19 protein-coding genes are annotated in these 16,401 nt (G+C 53.1%); 8 read left to right on the top strand and 11 right to left on the bottom strand.

Going from position 1 to position 16,401, the window contains the following annotated elements; translation table 11 throughout:
- Nucleotides 1-20: 20 nt before the first annotated feature.
- Entirely contained in the window at nucleotides 21-293 is a 273-nt protein-coding gene (locus HWQ15_RS14385) for a helix-turn-helix transcriptional regulator (RefSeq protein WP_045308960.1), read from the bottom strand.
- 106 nt (nucleotides 294-399) lie between these two features.
- Here HWQ15_RS14385 and HWQ15_RS14390 point away from each other — a divergent pair, with 106 nt between their 5' ends.
- Complete coding sequence (locus HWQ15_RS14390; protein ID WP_023299573.1) at nucleotides 400-624, top strand: helix-turn-helix transcriptional regulator; 225 nt, start codon at nucleotides 400-402, stop codon at nucleotides 622-624.
- 121 nt (nucleotides 625-745) lie between these two features.
- Here HWQ15_RS14390 and HWQ15_RS14395 read toward each other — a convergent pair whose 3' ends face one another.
- From HWQ15_RS14395 to HWQ15_RS14405, 3 genes are read right to left on the bottom strand one after another with little or no spacing between them, the layout of a single operon-like run.
- Nucleotides 746-1,288 (bottom strand): acireductone dioxygenase, encoded by a 543-nt coding sequence (locus tag HWQ15_RS14395; protein WP_058645960.1) that lies wholly within the window; start codon nucleotides 1,286-1,288, stop codon nucleotides 746-748.
- Nucleotides 1,285-1,974 carry an acireductone synthase gene (gene mtnC / locus HWQ15_RS14400; RefSeq protein WP_023305674.1) on the bottom strand — a complete coding sequence of 230 codons (690 nt, stop codon included), beginning with the start codon at nucleotides 1,972-1,974 and terminating at the stop codon, nucleotides 1,285-1,287. Before mtnC ends, HWQ15_RS14395 begins: the two co-directional genes overlap by 4 nt.
- Nucleotides 1,971-2,585 carry a methylthioribulose 1-phosphate dehydratase gene (locus tag HWQ15_RS14405; protein WP_022647407.1) on the bottom strand — a complete coding sequence of 205 codons (615 nt, stop codon included), beginning with the start codon at nucleotides 2,583-2,585 and terminating at the stop codon, nucleotides 1,971-1,973. The genes mtnC and HWQ15_RS14405 overlap by 4 nt, the downstream gene beginning before the upstream one ends.
- Before the next feature lie 122 nt (nucleotides 2,586-2,707).
- Here HWQ15_RS14405 and HWQ15_RS14410 point away from each other — a divergent pair, with 122 nt between their 5' ends.
- Nucleotides 2,708-3,868, top strand: coding sequence for a pyridoxal phosphate-dependent aminotransferase (locus HWQ15_RS14410; protein ID WP_063149483.1), 1,161 nt, complete (start codon nucleotides 2,708-2,710; stop codon nucleotides 3,866-3,868).
- Here HWQ15_RS14410 and HWQ15_RS14415 read toward each other — a convergent pair whose 3' ends face one another.
- The 3 genes from HWQ15_RS14415 to HWQ15_RS14425 all read right to left on the bottom strand — a co-directional run bounded on the left by HWQ15_RS14415 (nucleotide 3,869) and on the right by HWQ15_RS14425 (nucleotide 6,752).
- Nucleotides 3,869-4,495, bottom strand: coding sequence for a ParB/RepB/Spo0J family partition protein (locus HWQ15_RS14415; RefSeq protein WP_046618915.1), 627 nt, complete (start codon nucleotides 4,493-4,495; stop codon nucleotides 3,869-3,871).
- Nucleotides 4,480-5,703: a phosphoadenosine phosphosulfate reductase gene (locus HWQ15_RS14420; protein ID WP_032621657.1), complete on the bottom strand. Its 1,224-nt coding sequence runs from the start codon at nucleotides 5,701-5,703 to the stop codon at nucleotides 4,480-4,482. Before HWQ15_RS14420 ends, HWQ15_RS14415 begins: the two co-directional genes overlap by 16 nt.
- 128 nt (nucleotides 5,704-5,831) lie before the next feature.
- Nucleotides 5,832-6,752, bottom strand: coding sequence for a LysR family transcriptional regulator (locus tag HWQ15_RS14425; RefSeq protein ID WP_063216346.1), 921 nt, complete (start codon nucleotides 6,750-6,752; stop codon nucleotides 5,832-5,834).
- Between the two features lie 621 nt (nucleotides 6,753-7,373).
- Here HWQ15_RS14425 and ahpC point away from each other — a divergent pair.
- The gene (ahpC, locus tag HWQ15_RS14430; RefSeq protein ID WP_014882974.1) at nucleotides 7,374-7,937 is read left to right on the top strand and encodes an alkyl hydroperoxide reductase subunit C; all 564 of its coding nucleotides are present in this window, start codon (nucleotides 7,374-7,376) and stop codon (nucleotides 7,935-7,937) included.
- A 187-nt stretch (nucleotides 7,938-8,124) separates the two neighbouring features.
- Nucleotides 8,125-9,690 (top strand): alkyl hydroperoxide reductase subunit F, encoded by a 1,566-nt coding sequence (ahpF, locus tag HWQ15_RS14435; protein ID WP_022650587.1) that lies wholly within the window; start codon nucleotides 8,125-8,127, stop codon nucleotides 9,688-9,690.
- 59 nt (nucleotides 9,691-9,749) lie between these two features.
- Here the strand turns inward: ahpF and uspG are convergent, their stop codons facing one another.
- Nucleotides 9,750-10,178, bottom strand: coding sequence for a universal stress protein UspG (gene uspG, locus HWQ15_RS14440; protein ID WP_023299578.1), 429 nt, complete (start codon nucleotides 10,176-10,178; stop codon nucleotides 9,750-9,752).
- A gap of 179 nt (nucleotides 10,179-10,357) precedes the next feature.
- Between uspG and HWQ15_RS14445 the strand changes: the two genes are divergently transcribed.
- Nucleotides 10,358-11,596, top strand: a complete 1,239-nt coding sequence (locus HWQ15_RS14445) for a zinc-dependent alcohol dehydrogenase (RefSeq protein WP_015571156.1) — start codon at nucleotides 10,358-10,360, stop codon at nucleotides 11,594-11,596.
- A 139-nt stretch (nucleotides 11,597-11,735) separates the two neighbouring features.
- On the opposite strand, the gene rnk is transcribed toward HWQ15_RS14445, so the two are convergent.
- A complete protein-coding gene (gene rnk / locus HWQ15_RS14450; RefSeq protein WP_022647414.1) occupies nucleotides 11,736-12,146 on the bottom strand; it encodes a nucleoside diphosphate kinase regulator in 411 nt (136 codons plus the stop codon).
- Between the two features lie 262 nt (nucleotides 12,147-12,408).
- Here rnk and HWQ15_RS14455 point away from each other — a divergent pair, with 262 nt between their 5' ends.
- Nucleotides 12,409-13,035, top strand: a complete 627-nt coding sequence (locus HWQ15_RS14455; RefSeq protein WP_063149484.1) for a flavin reductase family protein — start codon at nucleotides 12,409-12,411, stop codon at nucleotides 13,033-13,035.
- On the opposite strand, the gene rna is transcribed toward HWQ15_RS14455, so the two are convergent.
- Complete coding sequence (gene rna, locus HWQ15_RS14460) at nucleotides 13,029-13,838, bottom strand: ribonuclease I (protein WP_032624674.1); 810 nt, start codon at nucleotides 13,836-13,838, stop codon at nucleotides 13,029-13,031. The two genes, HWQ15_RS14455 and rna, sit on opposite strands and share 7 nt — an antisense overlap.
- A 94-nt stretch (nucleotides 13,839-13,932) precedes the next feature.
- Complete coding sequence (dcuC, locus tag HWQ15_RS14465; protein ID WP_017382481.1) at nucleotides 13,933-15,300, bottom strand: anaerobic C4-dicarboxylate transporter DcuC; 1,368 nt, start codon at nucleotides 15,298-15,300, stop codon at nucleotides 13,933-13,935.
- A gap of 342 nt (nucleotides 15,301-15,642) precedes the next feature.
- Between dcuC and HWQ15_RS14470 the strand changes: the two genes are divergently transcribed.
- Together HWQ15_RS14470 and HWQ15_RS14475 are read left to right on the top strand one after the other, a co-directional pair.
- Entirely contained in the window at nucleotides 15,643-16,044 is a 402-nt protein-coding gene (locus HWQ15_RS14470) for a hypothetical protein (RefSeq protein WP_063149485.1), read from the top strand.
- A 53-nt stretch (nucleotides 16,045-16,097) separates the two neighbouring features.
- Nucleotides 16,098-16,391 (top strand): copper-binding protein, encoded by a 294-nt coding sequence (locus HWQ15_RS14475; protein ID WP_063149486.1) that lies wholly within the window; start codon nucleotides 16,098-16,100, stop codon nucleotides 16,389-16,391.
- The last annotated feature ends 10 nt before the right edge of the window (nucleotides 16,392-16,401 follow it).

A 16,401-nucleotide genomic window follows, 5' to 3' on the forward strand; every position in this document is an offset into this window, starting at 1 on the left:
GAGGGGGGAGAATTCATTGATTATGTTGAAGACAGATTTCTCTTTTTGGTATTCCTCATCTGACGAAATACTCGCTCTCCCTTTTCATCAAAGTATCTTTCCGGCCATATCACATCGGGTGGAATGTCTGGCACCTGAGCGATAAGCAATTCACCTTTAGGCCATGGTCGGGTAAGCGCATTTGCCAGTGTGGATGAGGAAAGGCCAGCCTTTCTGGACAACGCAGCCAGGCTTGTTCCATGTTTCTTTAGTGCAGCGATAATATCGGCCGGGTGCCAGTTCTGATGTTGCATTGTGTCCTCCTTACATGTGTTCGTTACGCGCTCAATTATCCTATTTTGGGATAAAAAGGCAACGGGAGGATATTCGATTTCAGGATATTTGTATGGAATCGGAACAATGGCTTCAGTTTACTCGGATGAATACCAGCGTGTTATCAATGCGTTGAAGAAAGCGCGTAAAGAGAAGGGGATGACTCAGGCGCAGCTTGCGGAGGCACTGGGAAAGCCACAATCGTTTATTGCTAAAGTGGAAAACGGTGAGCGTAGGTTGGACGTGGTGGAGTTTGTGCATCTGGCGAGGCTGGTTGGCGCAGATGTGCAGAGGATTATCGCCAGTATTTAATTAATGCCTGAGTATGGAACTGACCCCCTGAGCCGTATGTTCCCCTCACCCTAACCCTCTCCCCAGAGGGGCGAGGGGATAGCACGGTGCTCGCATTACTTTGCGGGGTAGGGAGAAAAGATCAGGCCAGGCGTGGATACGCATCCGCGATTGCATCGCCCGTAAACTGGGCAACCCAGCCTTCCGGATTGTCGAAAATACGAATGGCGGTAAAGTTCGGCTCTGAACCCATGTCAAACCAGTGCGGCGTGCCTGCAGGTACGGAAATCAGGTCGTTTTTCTCGCACAGCACCTGATACACCTCATCGCCGATGTGCAGGCAGAATAGTCCCGCCCCTTCCACGAAAAAGCGCACTTCGTCTTCGCCGTGAGTGTGTTCGTTCAGAAACTTCGCGCGCAGCGCCTCTTTCTGCGGATTGTCGGCGCGAAGGCTAATCACGTCCCAGCTCTGATAACCTTTCTCTGCCACCAGCTTGTCGATTGCATGCTGATACGCCTCAATCACGGCTTCAGGCGCGGGATCCTGCCCTAAATCACGGTCTGCCGCCCAGCGTTCAAACCGCACGCCTTTGGCGTTGAGCTGTTGGGCAATCTCGGCGGCGTCGGTGCTGTGCCACAGGTGATGACTGGCGTCTTTATCGGAATAAATGGTCAATGCGCTCATGAAGGGATCTGCTCCGGGTTAATCTCGTCAAACTGGTGGATCTGATGGTGATGGCTTGCGCCGTCATCTTCACCGCGTATCAGTTGCAGGGTGCGAAAACCCGCCTGTTCAGCCGCGTCCAGCTCCTGATGAATATCCGACAGGAACAGGATCTGCGACGGGGCGATGCCCGTTTGCGCCGCAATATTTTGATAAGACTGCACCTCACGCTTGGCGCCGATGCGGGTATCAAAATAGCCGCTGAACAGATGAGTAATATCACCTTCGTCGCTGTAGCCAAATAACAGTTTCTGCGCGGCGACGGAGCCAGAGGAATAAACATAGAGATCAATCCCTTGTGCCTTCCATTTTTCCAGCGCGGGCAGTACATCAGGGTAGAGATGGCCGGTAAAGTCACCGTTGATGTAACCGTCCTGCCAGATGATGCCTTGCAGGGCTTTGAGCGCCGTCGATTTGCGGTCTTCATCCATAAAGGTAAACAACACGTTGATGAGATCGCTGACGCTGGCATGCGGAGTGCTGATTTCATCGCGCAGGTTGTCCAGAATCGATTTGACCGGCTCGGCGTACTGCTGCGCGGTCACAAAGGCCGCCAGCCGCTCACGCGCGTAAGGGAACAAAACATCATGGACAAAACGGATATCGCTGGTGGTCCCTTCAATATCCGTCACAATCGCGCGAATCATACTCTCTCCCATTGTCGTAAACGCATTTCGCATTCAAATAAGAATTCTAAACCTTCCAGATGACGGCGAGCTTCGGCCACGTCGCGTCCCCAGCAGGTTAAGCCATGACCGCGCAGAAGAAAACCATAATTAAGCGGGCGTTCCTGCGCGTAATGGGCGATGCGAGAGGCGAGGGCGTCGATGTCCTGGTCATTATCAAACACCGGGATGGCCACCGTATCCCGATGCGTGGTCTGCCCGGTAAGGGATTTTTGCATCTCGAAGCCGGAGATCTTCAGCTCGGTCTCGTTGACCAGCCGTGACAGCACCGTGGCATTGACGGTGTGAACGTGCAGGACGGCGTTAGCCTCGGGGAACAGGCGGTAGATGAGGGTATGCAGCCCGGTCTCTGCCGACGGTTTACGGCCAGAAGGCGCACGGTTGGTGGCGATTTCAACCTGTAGAAAATCGGCGGTGGTCAGGCTGCCTTTGTCTTTTCCGGATTCGCTCAGCCAGCACAGATGTTCATCCTGACGCACGGACATATTGCCGCCGGTAGCGGGCGCCCAGCCTTTAGCGCCAATCCAGCGGCAGGCCTCGACCAGGTGTGTGAGTTGCAGGTTGTCTGTCATTTCCTTTTACCCTCTCGGTCAGGAATATTTATATCATTTAGACGTCTAAGCGTCTTGATTGCCAAAGACTAACATCGTGTTATAGTGTCAGCAACATAAGTATTACAGGCAGGCACACTACAATGAGCAATAACCCGTTGATCCCGCAGAGTAAACTTCCGAATCTCGGCACGACGATTTTTACGCAGATGAGCGCCCTGGCGCAGCAGCACAACGCCATTAACCTCTCACAAGGTTTCCCGGATTTTGACGGGCCGAAATATTTGCAGGAGCGTCTGGCGTACCACGTTGCGCAGGGAGCCAACCAGTATGCGCCGATGACCGGCGTGCAGGCGTTGCGTGAAGCCATTGCGGATAAAACGGCGGAGTTATACGGCCATAAGCCTGACACGAACAGCGATATCACGGTAACCGCAGGGGCGACCGAAGCGCTGTATGCGGCGATAACCGCCCTGGTGCGTACGGGCGATGAGGTGATTTGTTTTGACCCAAGCTACGATAGCTACGCCCCGGCGATTGAACTGGCCGGTGGCGTGGTGAAACGCGTGGCGCTCCAGCCGCCGCATTTTCGTCCGGACTGGCAGGCGTTTGCCGCGCTGCTGAGCGATAAAACCCGGCTGGTGATCCTGAATACGCCACACAACCCATCGGCGACGGTGTGGCAGAAAAGCGATTTTGCCGCCCTGTGGCAGGCCATCGCCGAACGTGAAATCTATGTTCTGAGCGACGAGGTGTATGAGCACATCTGCTTTGCCGAGGAGGGTCATGCCAGCGTGCTGGCGCATCCGCAGCTTCGCGAGCGCGCAATCGCGGTATCATCATTTGGGAAAACCTACCATATGACCGGCTGGAAGGTAGGGTACTGCGTGGCGCCCGCCGCCATCAGCGCTGAGCTGCGTAAAGTGCACCAGTATTTGACGTTTGCCGTAAACACACCCGCCCAGCTGGCGCTGGCGGATATGCTGCGCGCTGAACCTGAACATTACCGGGACCTGCCAGCTTTTTACCGTGCGCGGCGGGATCGGTTTGTGACTGCCTTGAGCGAGAGTCGGCTGGAGATCCTGCCATGCGAAGGCACCTACTTCCTGCTGGCGGACTACAGCGCGATTTCCGATCTGGATGATGTCAGTTTTTGCCAGTGGCTGACGAAAGAGGTGGGCGTGGCGGCCATTCCGCTGTCGGTGTTCTGCGCCGATCCCTTCCCGCATAAACTGATTCGTCTTTGCTTTGCGAAGCAGGAGTCGACGCTGCTGGCAGCGGCTGCGCGCTTAAATTCGCTCTGACTATTCAACCGTCCAGGCTTCTGAAAAACGACGGTCCGCGAAGAGTTCCAGCAGACCGTTGATTTGCTTCAGTCGCAGCACTTCATCGCTGTCCATACCCAACTCCAGGCCAATTTTCTGCTCACTCCAGCCCATAAGCACCAGTTCTCGCACGATTTCTGACATGGCATTGATCTGGTGGCGTCCACGCGCGCGGTTGTGACGAATGGTTGCAGCCATGCGATCGAACTTTTCCTGACGTGCTTTACGCAGGCAGGTAACAGGGAGGTAACCTTTAAGTTGACGCTTCAGAATAGCCCGATGACTGCCAAGCTCATGGCGATGGAATCCATCGACAATTTCATAGCTCTCAGGCGCATTTTCCGTCACAACGATAGGTTGTGTGAATCCATCCAGCTCCAGTGATTTGCTGAGCAACCGCTTCTCCGCCGGAGCGACATTATTTGGGTTGTAGTCATTGGCGGTGATGTCAGTCTGTTTTATCCACAATACGCAGTCGACGGGTTGATTATTAAAAGGGCTGATTTCGTGTAATGCCTGGCGAAAGGCATTAATAGCGCCGATTTTCTCTTCTTCAGAAAGGGCCTGCAGGTACGTCTGCATTTCTCTGATTATTTGCTGCTGCATAAAATCCCCCATTCCTTGCGTTTGGCTTTCACTCTTTCGCTGTAGCGTTGATAGTGTTTAGGTTTGTTTGGACTAAATGAGAGAGCCCGGCACCAGTAGTCATTGTTGAGTAAAACCTTGCAAATGCGTCGCCAGGAAGGGATATCTTTTGCGCCAATGTCACCCTCCTGCGTATCGGGAATATCCTCCAGGCCTCGCTTTTGATACCAGTGGAGATAAATTGCAATTTTATTTCGGTAATGTTCCGCCGTATTTTGCGGCATGCTGTCGAGTAGCAGCATGGCGTATTCGCGCCAGCCGAGATGGTCAGGTTTCAGGATCTTCCGGTGGCCATAAAAATGGTTATCGTGCCCGGCATAAATACCTCCACTTCGCACGCCGCAGGCGCGTTCACACATAGCCGCCCAGCGTTCGGGTTCAATGACATGATAGAGCCATAAGCCCTGACGCTGTTCCGGACCAAACGGTTCGCAGATGCGCATATAACGCGGCGGCACCCCCGCCTTGTACATCAGGTCGTATAACGGGTTATAGCAACATTTTGATTTCGCGAACCACGTCCAGATGTCGGCGGTTTTCCAGTCGTACAGTGGGTAGATATACCAGGCGTGCCCACCCGGGGCGACGGTCGTCCAGGGTTTATCGTCAGAAAAGCGCTGCTTACGCGCCGACGCGATAGCCAGAAAGCGGTTGTAAGATTCATCGGCGCGGATCCCCACCATGACTGCGGAAGGACGTCTTTGCGCATACCATTCGGCAAACTCGCGCACGAAGGCTTCAAACGTCATTCCCTGCTGATAAAAATCGAAATAGTGATAATCGGTAATGGCATCTTCTGGTGGCTGGCGAACCCAGTTTGTTCCGGGTTCCCAGCACTGCCATTCAGGTTGAAACTGTGACAGGGCGTTCTGGGTCGTGAGCGGAAGCGCTACCCACCAGAACTGGTGGATAACATCCCGATAGAGCGTTTTCATAGCGTCAACATGCTGAATGGTCGACGAGAATTGCGCTTCCCAGTCCAGAAAGATGACGTCTATTTTTCGCTTTAATTGCCGTGCTTTCTGAGCAACAAGATGCAGCATCACGGTAGAATCTTTTCCACCGGAAAAGGAAACGCATACCCTGGGGAAATTGTTAAGCGTCCAGTGTATGCGTTCCGCAGAAGCGTCTAAAACATTTTCCTGTAAAGGGATTTTATAGTTCGACATGATTAATCGCGTCCTGCGTGTTAAATGTCTGGGGAAAATCAAAACGATATTATGGAATTATTTATCCTTAATTTCACGGAGTCATTTTTTTCGGTTCGCTTTAATTATATTCACCATGCAAATGTATTTTACGCAGACGGCGGAGAAACGCAGAGCTTATGCATTTTTTCAATGAATGTTGAAAAAACAGAGCTATTCAGTGATGAACGGCCGTAGAGCATATAGATCTTTAATTCAGGCAGCGCAAACGGTGGCTCAAGCCTTTTTAATTTCAAAGATTCTTTAAATGTTTCATAGATCGACACGGGGATATAGCCTAACAAATCAGATGAACTGACCATAGAGATGAGAGAGCTAAGGGAGTCGGTGCGAAAAGCAATATTTCTTTCCGGAAAAGCGTCATTGGCCCGACTCTGGAACTCTTTTACACCCGGATGAGCACTCTGGTAAAAAGTGAATTTCTCCTGGTATAGCGCGTCCACCGTAGCTGTGTCAGCGAGCCTTGGGTGGTCTGCTCTACAGATTAAGGCTATCGGCACCGTAGTGAAGTGGGTGCAGACCACAGAGCGATTGTGGATAGGTGCGATAGAGAAGATGAGATCGGCTTTACGATAGGCCAACAAATCTTCCGCTGATTCGGAGGAAATAAGCATATCTCTTTGTTCTACCTCATAATTCTCCTCAGATATTAAAAGCTTCAACGGTTCCAGCATCGAACCAGGAGACACCATTTGAGTGCAATAGATAACGAACTTTTTCTTGATGTCCGAGTGATGCATCATGTTGATCGTCTGCTCAAGCTGATTGAGATTTTTTTCCAGATGATGATGCAAGTTAGTACCTACCGTGGTGGGCGTAATTCCCTTCCCTGAACGGATAAACAGGGGGTCATCAAGCTGACCGCGCAGGCGTTGCAGCGACTGGCTGACGGCGGATGGTGTGATATAAAGCGTCTCGGCAGCCCTACTGATACTGAGATGTTGGTAAATGCATTCGAAGATAACTAACAGATTGAGATCGAATTTTTTTAGGTCGTAGAGGTTTGCCATGTTTCGTCCTGAGTGAGTTGAGTTTGCTGTCGTTATCACACCATGGAGTACGACAGAGTGTAGTTACCCTTTACAATCCGTGTGAATAACTCGCTTAATTTAAAATTTAAGTGATCTTAATATATCACGGCTTTGGATTATTGAAACATATCTTCAAGAGTTATTAAGATAATTTTATCTTTAAAGTGTGATTGAATTATTTGAATGACAAATGGCGTTTATATATAGCGTGAAACCCATAATGAAATTAAATTTATAATGTTTCAATGACCTGTTCGAATCTGCCTATCACAGCCATAGGCAGGACTATCCCTCTTATGCATTGCTCATTGCGCGCAGGGGTGCTGTAATCAAACCGCTGTTACGGCCTTGATACAAGGTATGTAGAGCGCAACGCAACGCCAGCTTCGGCTGGCACTGAATGTACCTGCGGGGAATTCAGGTATCAGGGCCGCCCGTTGAGGCGGCCTTTTTACTTTCAGGCTTTCCTGTAAAAGGTTCACCTTGCTGTCTTGTTGCTGTTGTAAGGTTTGGCTGATTGATTTGATAAAGCATACGCATTAGCCCCGATGAACAAAGTTGGTTACCTTACACCTCAACGAAAACACGGAGGAAGTACAGATGTCCTTGATTAACACCAAAATTAAACCTTTCAAAAACCAGGCGTTCAAAAACGGTGAGTTCATCGAAGTTACTGAGAAAGATACCGAAGGCCGCTGGAGCGTGTTCTTCTTCTATCCGGCTGACTTCACCTTCGTTTGCCCGACCGAACTGGGCGACGTTGCAGACCACTACGAAGAACTGCAAAAGCTGGGCGTAGACGTTTACTCTGTTTCTACCGATACCCACTTCACCCACAAAGCGTGGCACAGCAGCTCTGAAACTATCGCGAAAATCAAATACGCGATGATCGGCGACCCGACTGGCGCCCTGACCCGTAACTTCGACAACATGCGTGAAGATGAAGGCCTGGCTGACCGTGCGACCTTCGTTGTTGACCCGCAGGGCATTATCCAGGCTATCGAAGTTACCGCTGAAGGTATCGGCCGTGATGCATCTGACCTGCTGCGCAAAGTGAAGGCGGCTCAGTACGTTGCTTCTCACCCAGGCGAAGTGTGCCCGGCGAAATGGAAAGAAGGCGAAGCGACGCTGGCGCCATCTCTGGACCTGGTCGGCAAGATCTAAGTCTGTAAAGCCTGGCGGCGCTACGCTTGCACAGGCCTACAGTACCGTAGGCCGGGTAAACGAAGTGCCACCCGGCAATCAATGGGCGCACCCGCGCCCATTTCATTCCAGCACCATGATGCAAGTTGCATTCAGGCAGCCCGTTTAAGGCGGCTTGCATGATGACGTTTTAAGAGAGGGAAGAATAATGCTCGACACTAACATGAAAACCCAGCTCAAGGCCTACCTTGAGAAACTGACCAAACCTGTTGAGCTGATTGCCACGCTGGACGACAGCGCGAAATCGGCAGAAATCAAAGCGCTGCTGACAGAGATTGCTGAGCTGTCGCCGAAAGTGACCTTCAAAGAAGACAACACGCTGGCAGTCCGTAAGCCTTCTTTCCTGATCGCCAACCCAGGGTCTGACCAGGGGCCGCGTTTCGCGGGTTCTCCGCTGGGGCACGAATTTACGTCCCTGGTGCTGGCGCTGCTGTGGACCGGTGGTCATCCGTCAAAAGAAGCGCAGGCGCTGCTGGAGCAGATCCGCGATATCGACGGTGATTTTGAGTTTGAAACCTATTACTCGCTCTCCTGCCACAACTGCCCGGACGTGGTGCAGGCGCTGAACCTGATGTCAGTGCTCAACCCACGCATTAAGCACACGGCGATTGACGGCGGTACGTTCCAGAACGAAATCACCGAGCGCAACGTGATGGGCGTTCCGGCGGTTTATCTGAATGGTCAGGAGTTCGGCCAGGGGCGTATGACGCTGACCGAAATCGTCGCCAAAGTGGATACCGGCGCAGAAAAACGTGCGGCGGAAGAGTTGAACCAACGTGATGCGTATGACGTGCTGATTGTTGGCTCCGGCCCGGCGGGCGCGGCGGCAGCGGTTTACTCCGCACGTAAAGGGATCCGTACCGGTCTGATGGGCGAGCGTTTCGGTGGTCAGGTTCTGGATACCGTAGACATTGAAAACTACATTTCCGTGCCGAAAACCGAAGGCCAGAAGCTGGCCGGGGCGTTGAAAGCGCACGTCAGCGACTACGACGTGGATGTCATTGACAGCCAGAGCGCCAGCAAACTGGTTCCGGCCGCGGTCGAGGGTGGTTTGCACCAGATTGAAACGGCGTCCGGCGCGGTGCTGAAGGCGCGCAGCGTGATCATTGCCACTGGCGCGAAATGGCGCAACATGAACGTGCCGGGCGAAGATCAGTATCGCACCAAAGGCGTGACCTATTGCCCGCACTGTGACGGCCCGCTGTTCAAAGGTAAACGCGTAGCGGTGATCGGCGGCGGTAACTCCGGTGTGGAAGCGGCTATCGATCTGGCGGGAATTGTTGAACACGTTACCCTGCTGGAGTTCGCCCCTGAGATGAAAGCGGACCAGGTGTTACAGGATAAAGTACGTAGCCTGAATAACGTCGACATTGTGCTCAATGCCCAGACGACAGAAGTGAAAGGCGACGGCAGCAAAGTGACCGGTCTGGAATACCGTGACCGCGTGAGTGGCGATATCCACAGCGTAGCGCTGGCGGGGATCTTCGTTCAGATTGGCCTGCTGCCAAACACCACCTGGCTGGAAGGCGCAATTGAGCGCAACCGCATGGGCGAGATCATCATCGATGCGAAATGCGAAACCAGCGTGAAGGGCGTATTTGCGGCGGGCGACTGCACCACCGTGCCGTACAAGCAGATCATCATCGCTACCGGTGAAGGTGCGAAAGCCTCGCTGAGCTCGTTTGATTACCTGATCCGCACCAAAACTGCATAATAAAAGAAAGCAAGACGACACCTGCAATACAAGAGGCCACCAAAAGGTGGCCTCTTTTTTTATCTGACGACCATCACCGGAATGTGGGTGTGGCGGATCACGCTGGAGGCGTTCGACCCCAGCAGGTGCGTGGTAATAGACGGGTTGCGCGAACCAATCACTACCACGTCGGCATTTAATTCCCCGGCAAGCTCATTTACGGCGTCACGCACGCTACCGAATCGGACGTGGGTTTTTATGCGGGAAGGATCGATGCTGAAGTGCCCGACCATGGTTTGCAGGCGCGTCTCGGCTTCATGCTGTAAATGCTCTTCAAAACGACGCACATCAGCAGCGAAACGATGCAGGCTCAGGCTGGCAGTGCCCGGTAAAACATGCAGAAGATGAATAACTCCGTCCTGCTGCGCGAGAAATTCCGCATGACGTACAGCCTTATCACTCAGTTCCATTTCGAAAACATCAACCGGCATAATGATTGTTTGATACATATCCGTTTCTCCTTGTTTATAAACGCTGCAATCATTCAACCACAAAATATAAATGGTTTCTGTAATCCCGACAGCACTTTTATCTCGCCAGGATAAATCTCAAAACAGCCGGATTCCGGGGCATATCCCGAGAGGTAGCTACCCTTTTATAAGCTTACCCACACCCTTTCGGAGGTTGCATGAAAGCTCTCACCTATCACGGTCCACATCATGTTCGGGTCGATAATGTCCCCGATCCGGGCATCGAACAGCCTGACGATATCATCCTGCGCGTAACGGCCACGGCGATCTGTGGTTCTGATTTGCATCTTTATCGCGGAAAAATTCCCAAGGTCCAGCACGGCGATATCTTTGGTCATGAATTTATGGGCGAGGTGGTGGAGTGCGGGAGCGAAGTGAAGAACGTGCAGAAAGGTGACCGGGTGGTGATCCCGTTTGTGATTGCCTGCGGTGACTGTTTCTTTTGCCAGATGCAACAGTACGCGGCCTGCGAAAACACGAACCGCGGGCAGGGCGCGGCGCTGAACAAAAAGCAAATTCCCGCCCCTGCCGCGCTGTTTGGCTACAGCCATCTTTACGGCGGCGTGCCGGGCGGACAGGCGGAGTATGTGCGCGTGCCGAAAGGCAACGTGGGGCCGTTTAAAGTGCCTCAGCTGCTGTCAGACGACAAAGCGCTTTTCCTGTCAGATATTCTGCCTACCGCCTGGCAGGCGGCGAAAAATGCGCAGATCCAGAAAGGCTCCAGCGTCGCCGTATTCGGGGCCGGGCCGGTGGGGTTACTGACCATTGCCTGCGCGCGGCTTCTCGGCGCAGAGCAGATTTTTGTGGTTGACCATCATCCCTATCGACTGCGGTTTGCCCAGGAGCGCTACGGCGCGATCCCGATTAACTTTGATGACGATAACGACGCGGCGGAGAAAATCATTGAGCAAACGGCCGGGCAGCGCGGGGTGGATGCGGTGATTGATGCCGTCGGGTTTGAGGCCAAAGGCAGCACGACGGAAACGATCCTCAGTAACCTGAAAATTGAAGGCAGCAGCGGCAAAGCCCTGCGCCAGTGCATTGCTGCGGTGCGACGCGGCGGCGTGGTCAGCGTGCCGGGCGTGTACGCCGGTTTCATCCATGGCTTCCTGTTTGGCGATGCCTTCGATAAAGGGCTGAGCTTTAAGATGGGGCAGACGCACGTCCACGCCTGGCTGGGAGAGCTGCTGCCGCTTATCGAAAAAGGGTTGCTTACACCGGAAGATATTGTGACCCACTATCTTCCGCTGGCTGATGCGGAGCGCGCCTATAAGATCTTCGAAAAACGGGAGGAGGAGTGCCGCAAGGTGATCCTGGTGCCTGGCGCAGACACCCCGGAGGCAGCGCAGCAGAAAGTGAAGGGACTGGTGAATGCCTTCCCCGGCGGCGTTGTGTGAGGTTTCGTCCCCACGGCACTACGACAGAGTAAACATGGATTAAGCGGTTTTTGTCCGATATAACACAATCGGGTGAATTTGCGGAAAGAGGATGCAGGTGCATCCTCTGTGCAAAGCGGGGTCGCTTGTTCAGAAGGGATTAACGCAGGTAATCGCCAGCGGCTTCGGGCTGGTAGAGCAGCTCAAGTACTTCCAGATGGGCTGAGGCGCCGCCCGGGAGTTCCCAGTGGATAGTATCGCCCGTGCGCAGTCCAAGCAGCGCCGCGCCCACGGGTGCCAGCACCGAAAGCTGCATGCTGCTGTCGGTCATCTGCGCCGGATAGACCAGCGTACGGGTGAGTTCCTCTCCGGTGGTCAGGTTGCGGAACTTCACCTGGCTGTTCATGGTGACCACATCATGCGGCATGGTCTCAGGCGTACACATTTGCGCCCGGTCTAGCTCTTCGTTCAGCGCATCGGCAACCGGCAGCGAGGCGAATTCTGGTTTCTCCAACAGTCGGTCAATACGTTCTGCGTCGAGTTCATTGATGATAATCGTAGGTCTGGACATTTTTACTCCATGTCGTTAATGCTGCGTGTAACGCAGAAACCAATCCAAAAGAAAACCCTCGCCGTCTGGCAGCGAGGGTTTAACTTATCTGATGATACTGTCTGAAACCCTAAGTTTGAAGTGATGAAGGTCACATTCGTGCGCCATATGAATTTTTGGCAATAAACCCGGCATCCCGATTCACGCTGAACGGAAATTTCGTTACGCTGGTAAAACTTAAACCGGGCAATGCGCGTTGCAGCCCCAGCGTAGAGAGAGCGATATGTACTTTTACCAACCGTCTCAGGGGCACGGCCTGCCGCACGACCCGCTGAACGCCATTATCGGTCCACGTCCGATTGGCTGGATTTCATCCTGTGATAAGGCCGGACAACTGAACCTTGCCCCGTACAGCTTCTTTAACTGCTTTAACTATCGCCCACCGATCATTGGTTTTTCCAGCAACGGCTGGAAGGATAGCGTGCGGAATATTACCGAAACGGAAGAGTTTGTCTGGAACCTCGCAACGCGCGATCTGGCTGAGGCGATGAATGAAACCTCCGCCACACTCCCTCATGGCGAGGATGAATTTACCTTTGCCGGCCTGACGCCCGTAGTCAGCCAGCTTGTGAGCTCGCCGCGCGTGGCGGAAAGCCCGGTGAATTTCGAGTGTCGATTGTCACAGTGCATTCAGTTGACCGGCGCGGATGGGACACCGATTGATACCTGGCTGGTGCTCGGCGAAGTGGTGGGCGTCCATATCGCTGAGAGTTTGCTGGAAGAGGGGATTTACCAGACCGCGAAAGCGCAGCCCATTCTGCGTGCGGGTGGACCGTCCGCCTACTACGGCATCAGCGACAGCCATCGCTTCGATCTGGTACGCCCGGATGCGCGCAGGAACAATCAGTAACCAGCTTTATCGATAACAAACTGTTTGCCGCAGTTGCCCGGATGCGGCTGTGGCGCAAAGGTGCTGGCTGAGAGCGAGTTGTTAATGGTGCTGGATTTTAGCGAGATCTGCATCTCGGTCAGATAAGCCGGATTGCCATGGCAGGTAAGCTTGAACGCTTTTACGTTCTGTTTCCCCCAGCTTTTGGCCACGGCTGCATCAAAATCGCTACGGCGGACGGTCTTGCCATAGTTTTCCGCCAGAAATTCCCCAACCGCACTATTTTTCACTTCCTGGTTCATGCGCACCATGGTGCCGAAGTAAGCGTCGGGATCAAAACCAAAGCAGACGCCGTGTTTCGCGTATTCATAACGTTCAAGGCAGGAGTTGCCGCCCGCGCCGGGCATCACGCTGTTAAGCTTCGCCGCGCCCGTTAGCGATAGTCCGGTCTCTGCGGCGTCACATTTGCGGCTGGCTTTTGCTTCCGGCATATTCGGAACCGGACGAGTGGCACAGCCGAAGCGCATCCAGCGGCGTTCATCCACTCCGCGAGCGGCAATAGATTTCGGCAGTGCTGGCCATAAGCCGTGGACGGTCAGAAAATCGGTTTTGTTGCTGCTCTCTTTTTGCAGGCGACACTCTTCCGGTTCGTCACGGTTGCGTTCGACCATACTCTGGCAAAATCCCGTTTGCCAGGAAAGAGCCAGAACGTAGCGATCGAAATCGCCGTACTGGGTTGGCTTAAGCGGATCTGCCTGAATTGAGAAGACACAGAGTGCAAGCGCTACTGCGCCAGACGGGATAACGATATCCTTCCTGAACATTTGCTTTCCTGATTGGTTGGGCGCGATTAATTTCTGGGGGTTATTAAAGCACAAAAAGCGCCCGCAGGCGCTTTTTGGAAAGCAGGAATTTCGCTTAGGCAGCGCCGGGAACCAGCACTTCGGTGGCGATAATAACGATAATCAGGCCAACCAGCACCGGCACTGACGTGCGTTTTACCACTTCAAACGGAGAGATTTTTGCCATCCCCGCCACCGCAACCACTACGCCCGATACCGGAGAAATGGTACGACCCAGGTTGGAGGCCTGGAGCATCGGAATGGACAGGTAAGCCGGGTTGATGCCGGAGGAGTGTGCCAGCTTAGGGATCATCTCAACAAACGCATAGAACGGCGCGTTACCGGAGCCGGTAGTCATCGCCGCCAGCATGGTCAGTACCACCAGCACCAGCATCAGGATAATGCTGGCCGAGCCGAAAGAGGTGGCGATAGAGATCAGGCTCTGGATAAAGCCGATGGTGCTCAGCCCCTGAGCAAACACCCCTGCGGCAACCAGCAGCATCACCACGCCCGCGAAGGCATCCGCCATGCCGCGGAAGGCGACTTCAAGACCCGTGAACACCTTCTGGGTATTAAAGCCACGAACAAATTCCAGGATGGCCGCCAGCAGCATACAGATCACCAGGATAGTGATGATGTGCAGCTGAGGGCCCCATTTGCCGTCAAAAATAAGCACGCCAATAATCGGCGTGAAGGGCAGGATGGAATAAAACGCCGGGGCGGTAGTGGTGATTTCACTGACGTCCATCATCTCATGGCTGACGTTCTCTTTCTTATCGAGGTAGCGTTGCCAGAAGAAATGCGCCACGCCCATGCCGAGAATAGCGGTGATGGAGATTGGCAGTGTGGTTTTGAAGGCGAAGTCAATCAGCGACATTTCCGCGGCTTTCGCTGCCAGCACCACGTCACCGGAAGTAGGGGAGAGAATAATCGCCGCCGGAGAGGCGCAAATAGCCGCCGCTGCGCCACGGCTGATCCCGACGTTAACCATTACCGGGAATAACGTCGCCATTAACAGCACGCCAAGGCCTGTTGCTGAGGAAACGGCTAATGACATCAGACAGGCCAGGAAATAAGCCGCGACCATCAGCAGATAGGGGGAGTTAATATATTGCAGCGGCTTAGAAGCCAGCTTCACCACCATATCATTCGCACCGATATGGGTCATATAGGCAGCAAATCCGCAGAGCATCATGATCATCATGCCCAGGTCGCCGCCGCGGCTCATCAGCAGAATTTTTATATATTCCACAATATCGGTAGCGGTATATCCGGTGCTGGCTTCGCTGGCGGGTAAAACCTGATGACCCATTAGCGCGCTAATGATCAGCAGCGTCAGGCCGCCGACAAATAGCACGCCAGTGGCTGAGTAACCTTTAATGATGTAGCGTGCTACACCGACAATGACCACGACTCCAATGAGGAGTTCGAGAAAAGTAAGCATGATTTCCCCTGTATCCTTGCTGCCCGAGAGACAAATAATCAATAAAAAAGAAGCCTGAAATGTGCCGAATAAATGGCCAGTCCTTGCTGATTAAAATCAAGAAAGAGACTACTAAAGGCAATGATGACGATATTTTTGCTAACCCTGCGTCATTTATATTAAGACGTTATTGACCTGATGAATAGATATTATATGTCATTAAATTGATGGTGAAGTGTTAAGGTTTTGAGTATTACTTGCCGACAATCGATTTAAAAACGTAAATCTCTTTAAAACTACTTCTCTTTCATTCTTTTGCCTGCTTATATTCGGTTCACTTTTACCCTATCCGACGATCTGAATATGCACGCCAGCTGGACGTATCGCCTGCGCTTTATCAAAAAACATCTGCTGATGTTTTTGCTGGCGTTTGGCTGGCTGTTAATCCAGAGTCAGGTGGCCGTCGCCTCCCATCAATGTTCAATGGATTTGCGCGGTGAGGTGGCCACCATCCAGCATATGGATATGATGGCGGAACCGGGGCCGCATTATGCTGCCGGTGCTTCACCGCTGTGTGAAAAACATTGTGTGCCGGATCAGGTACAAAAAGAATCTGCCCAGCCGCATCTGGTGGCGCTGCCTGCCGCCATGACGCTGACCTTAACGACGCCAGAGTGTTCATCTGCAAGCCATTCTGCGTGGTCTGTTACCCCTCCTGCTGTGGGGCCGCCGGCAACGATCCGCTATTGCCGGTTTCGGGAGTAAAAACCTGTTAATTCGTTGATTTTATTTACTTAACGTTTAACAGGAGTTTTATCATGCGTACCCTATTCCTTTCCGCGCTGGTTGGCGCGTCCATCTCTTTCGCTTCTTATACCGTTCAGGCAAACCAGACCTGGCAGGGCCGCGGCGTGGTTCAGTCGATCTCTGACAATGCCGTCATGCTCCGTCACGAGGCCATACCGGAACTAAAATGGCCAGCGATGACCATGCCGTTTACTTTATCTGCCGGCGCCACGCTGAATGGCGCCAAACCGGGGGATGAAGTGACCTTCACGCTTGAGCGTGCGGGTGACAGTTTCCAGATTATCTCGCTGACGCCAGCGCGCTAAGCGAGGTCAC

Source organism: Enterobacter sp. DSM 30060 (assembly GCF_013375955.1).
Lineage (GTDB): Bacteria > Pseudomonadota > Gammaproteobacteria > Enterobacterales > Enterobacteriaceae > Enterobacter > Enterobacter intestinihominis.

What these genes read in the sequence shown, in the direction of transcription:
- HWQ15_RS14385 (WP_045308960.1), bottom strand. Translation starts at nt 293, where the DNA reads ATGCAACATCAGAACTGGCACCCGGCCGATATTATCGCTGCACTAAAG.
- HWQ15_RS14475 (WP_063149486.1), top strand. Translation starts at nt 16,098, where the DNA reads ATGCGTACCCTATTCCTTTCCGCGCTGGTTGGCGCGTCCATCTCTTTC.
- HWQ15_RS14420 (WP_032621657.1), bottom strand. Translation starts at nt 5,703, where the DNA reads ATGTCGAACTATAAAATCCCTTTACAGGAAAATGTTTTAGACGCTTCT.
- rnk (WP_022647414.1), bottom strand. Translation starts at nt 12,146, where the DNA reads ATGTCCAGACCTACGATTATCATCAATGAACTCGACGCAGAACGTATT.
- ahpC (WP_014882974.1), top strand. Translation starts at nt 7,374, where the DNA reads ATGTCCTTGATTAACACCAAAATTAAACCTTTCAAAAACCAGGCGTTC.
- HWQ15_RS14410 (WP_063149483.1), top strand. Translation starts at nt 2,708, where the DNA reads ATGAGCAATAACCCGTTGATCCCGCAGAGTAAACTTCCGAATCTCGGC.
- HWQ15_RS14470 (WP_063149485.1), top strand. Translation starts at nt 15,643, where the DNA reads ATGCACGCCAGCTGGACGTATCGCCTGCGCTTTATCAAAAAACATCTG.
- rna (WP_032624674.1), bottom strand. Translation starts at nt 13,838, where the DNA reads ATGTTCAGGAAGGATATCGTTATCCCGTCTGGCGCAGTAGCGCTTGCA.
- HWQ15_RS14395 (WP_058645960.1), bottom strand. Translation starts at nt 1,288, where the DNA reads ATGAGCGCATTGACCATTTATTCCGATAAAGACGCCAGTCATCACCTG.
- uspG (WP_023299578.1), bottom strand. Translation starts at nt 10,178, where the DNA reads ATGTATCAAACAATCATTATGCCGGTTGATGTTTTCGAAATGGAACTG.
- HWQ15_RS14445 (WP_015571156.1), top strand. Translation starts at nt 10,358, where the DNA reads ATGAAAGCTCTCACCTATCACGGTCCACATCATGTTCGGGTCGATAAT.
- ahpF (WP_022650587.1), top strand. Translation starts at nt 8,125, where the DNA reads ATGCTCGACACTAACATGAAAACCCAGCTCAAGGCCTACCTTGAGAAA.
- mtnC (WP_023305674.1), bottom strand. Translation starts at nt 1,974, where the DNA reads ATGATTCGCGCGATTGTGACGGATATTGAAGGGACCACCAGCGATATC.
- HWQ15_RS14390 (WP_023299573.1), top strand. Translation starts at nt 400, where the DNA reads ATGGCTTCAGTTTACTCGGATGAATACCAGCGTGTTATCAATGCGTTG.
- HWQ15_RS14415 (WP_046618915.1), bottom strand. Translation starts at nt 4,495, where the DNA reads ATGCAGCAGCAAATAATCAGAGAAATGCAGACGTACCTGCAGGCCCTT.
- HWQ15_RS14455 (WP_063149484.1), top strand. Translation starts at nt 12,409, where the DNA reads ATGTACTTTTACCAACCGTCTCAGGGGCACGGCCTGCCGCACGACCCG.
- HWQ15_RS14425 (WP_063216346.1), bottom strand. Translation starts at nt 6,752, where the DNA reads ATGGCAAACCTCTACGACCTAAAAAAATTCGATCTCAATCTGTTAGTT.
- HWQ15_RS14405 (WP_022647407.1), bottom strand. Translation starts at nt 2,585, where the DNA reads ATGACAGACAACCTGCAACTCACACACCTGGTCGAGGCCTGCCGCTGG.
- dcuC (WP_017382481.1), bottom strand. Translation starts at nt 15,300, where the DNA reads ATGCTTACTTTTCTCGAACTCCTCATTGGAGTCGTGGTCATTGTCGGT.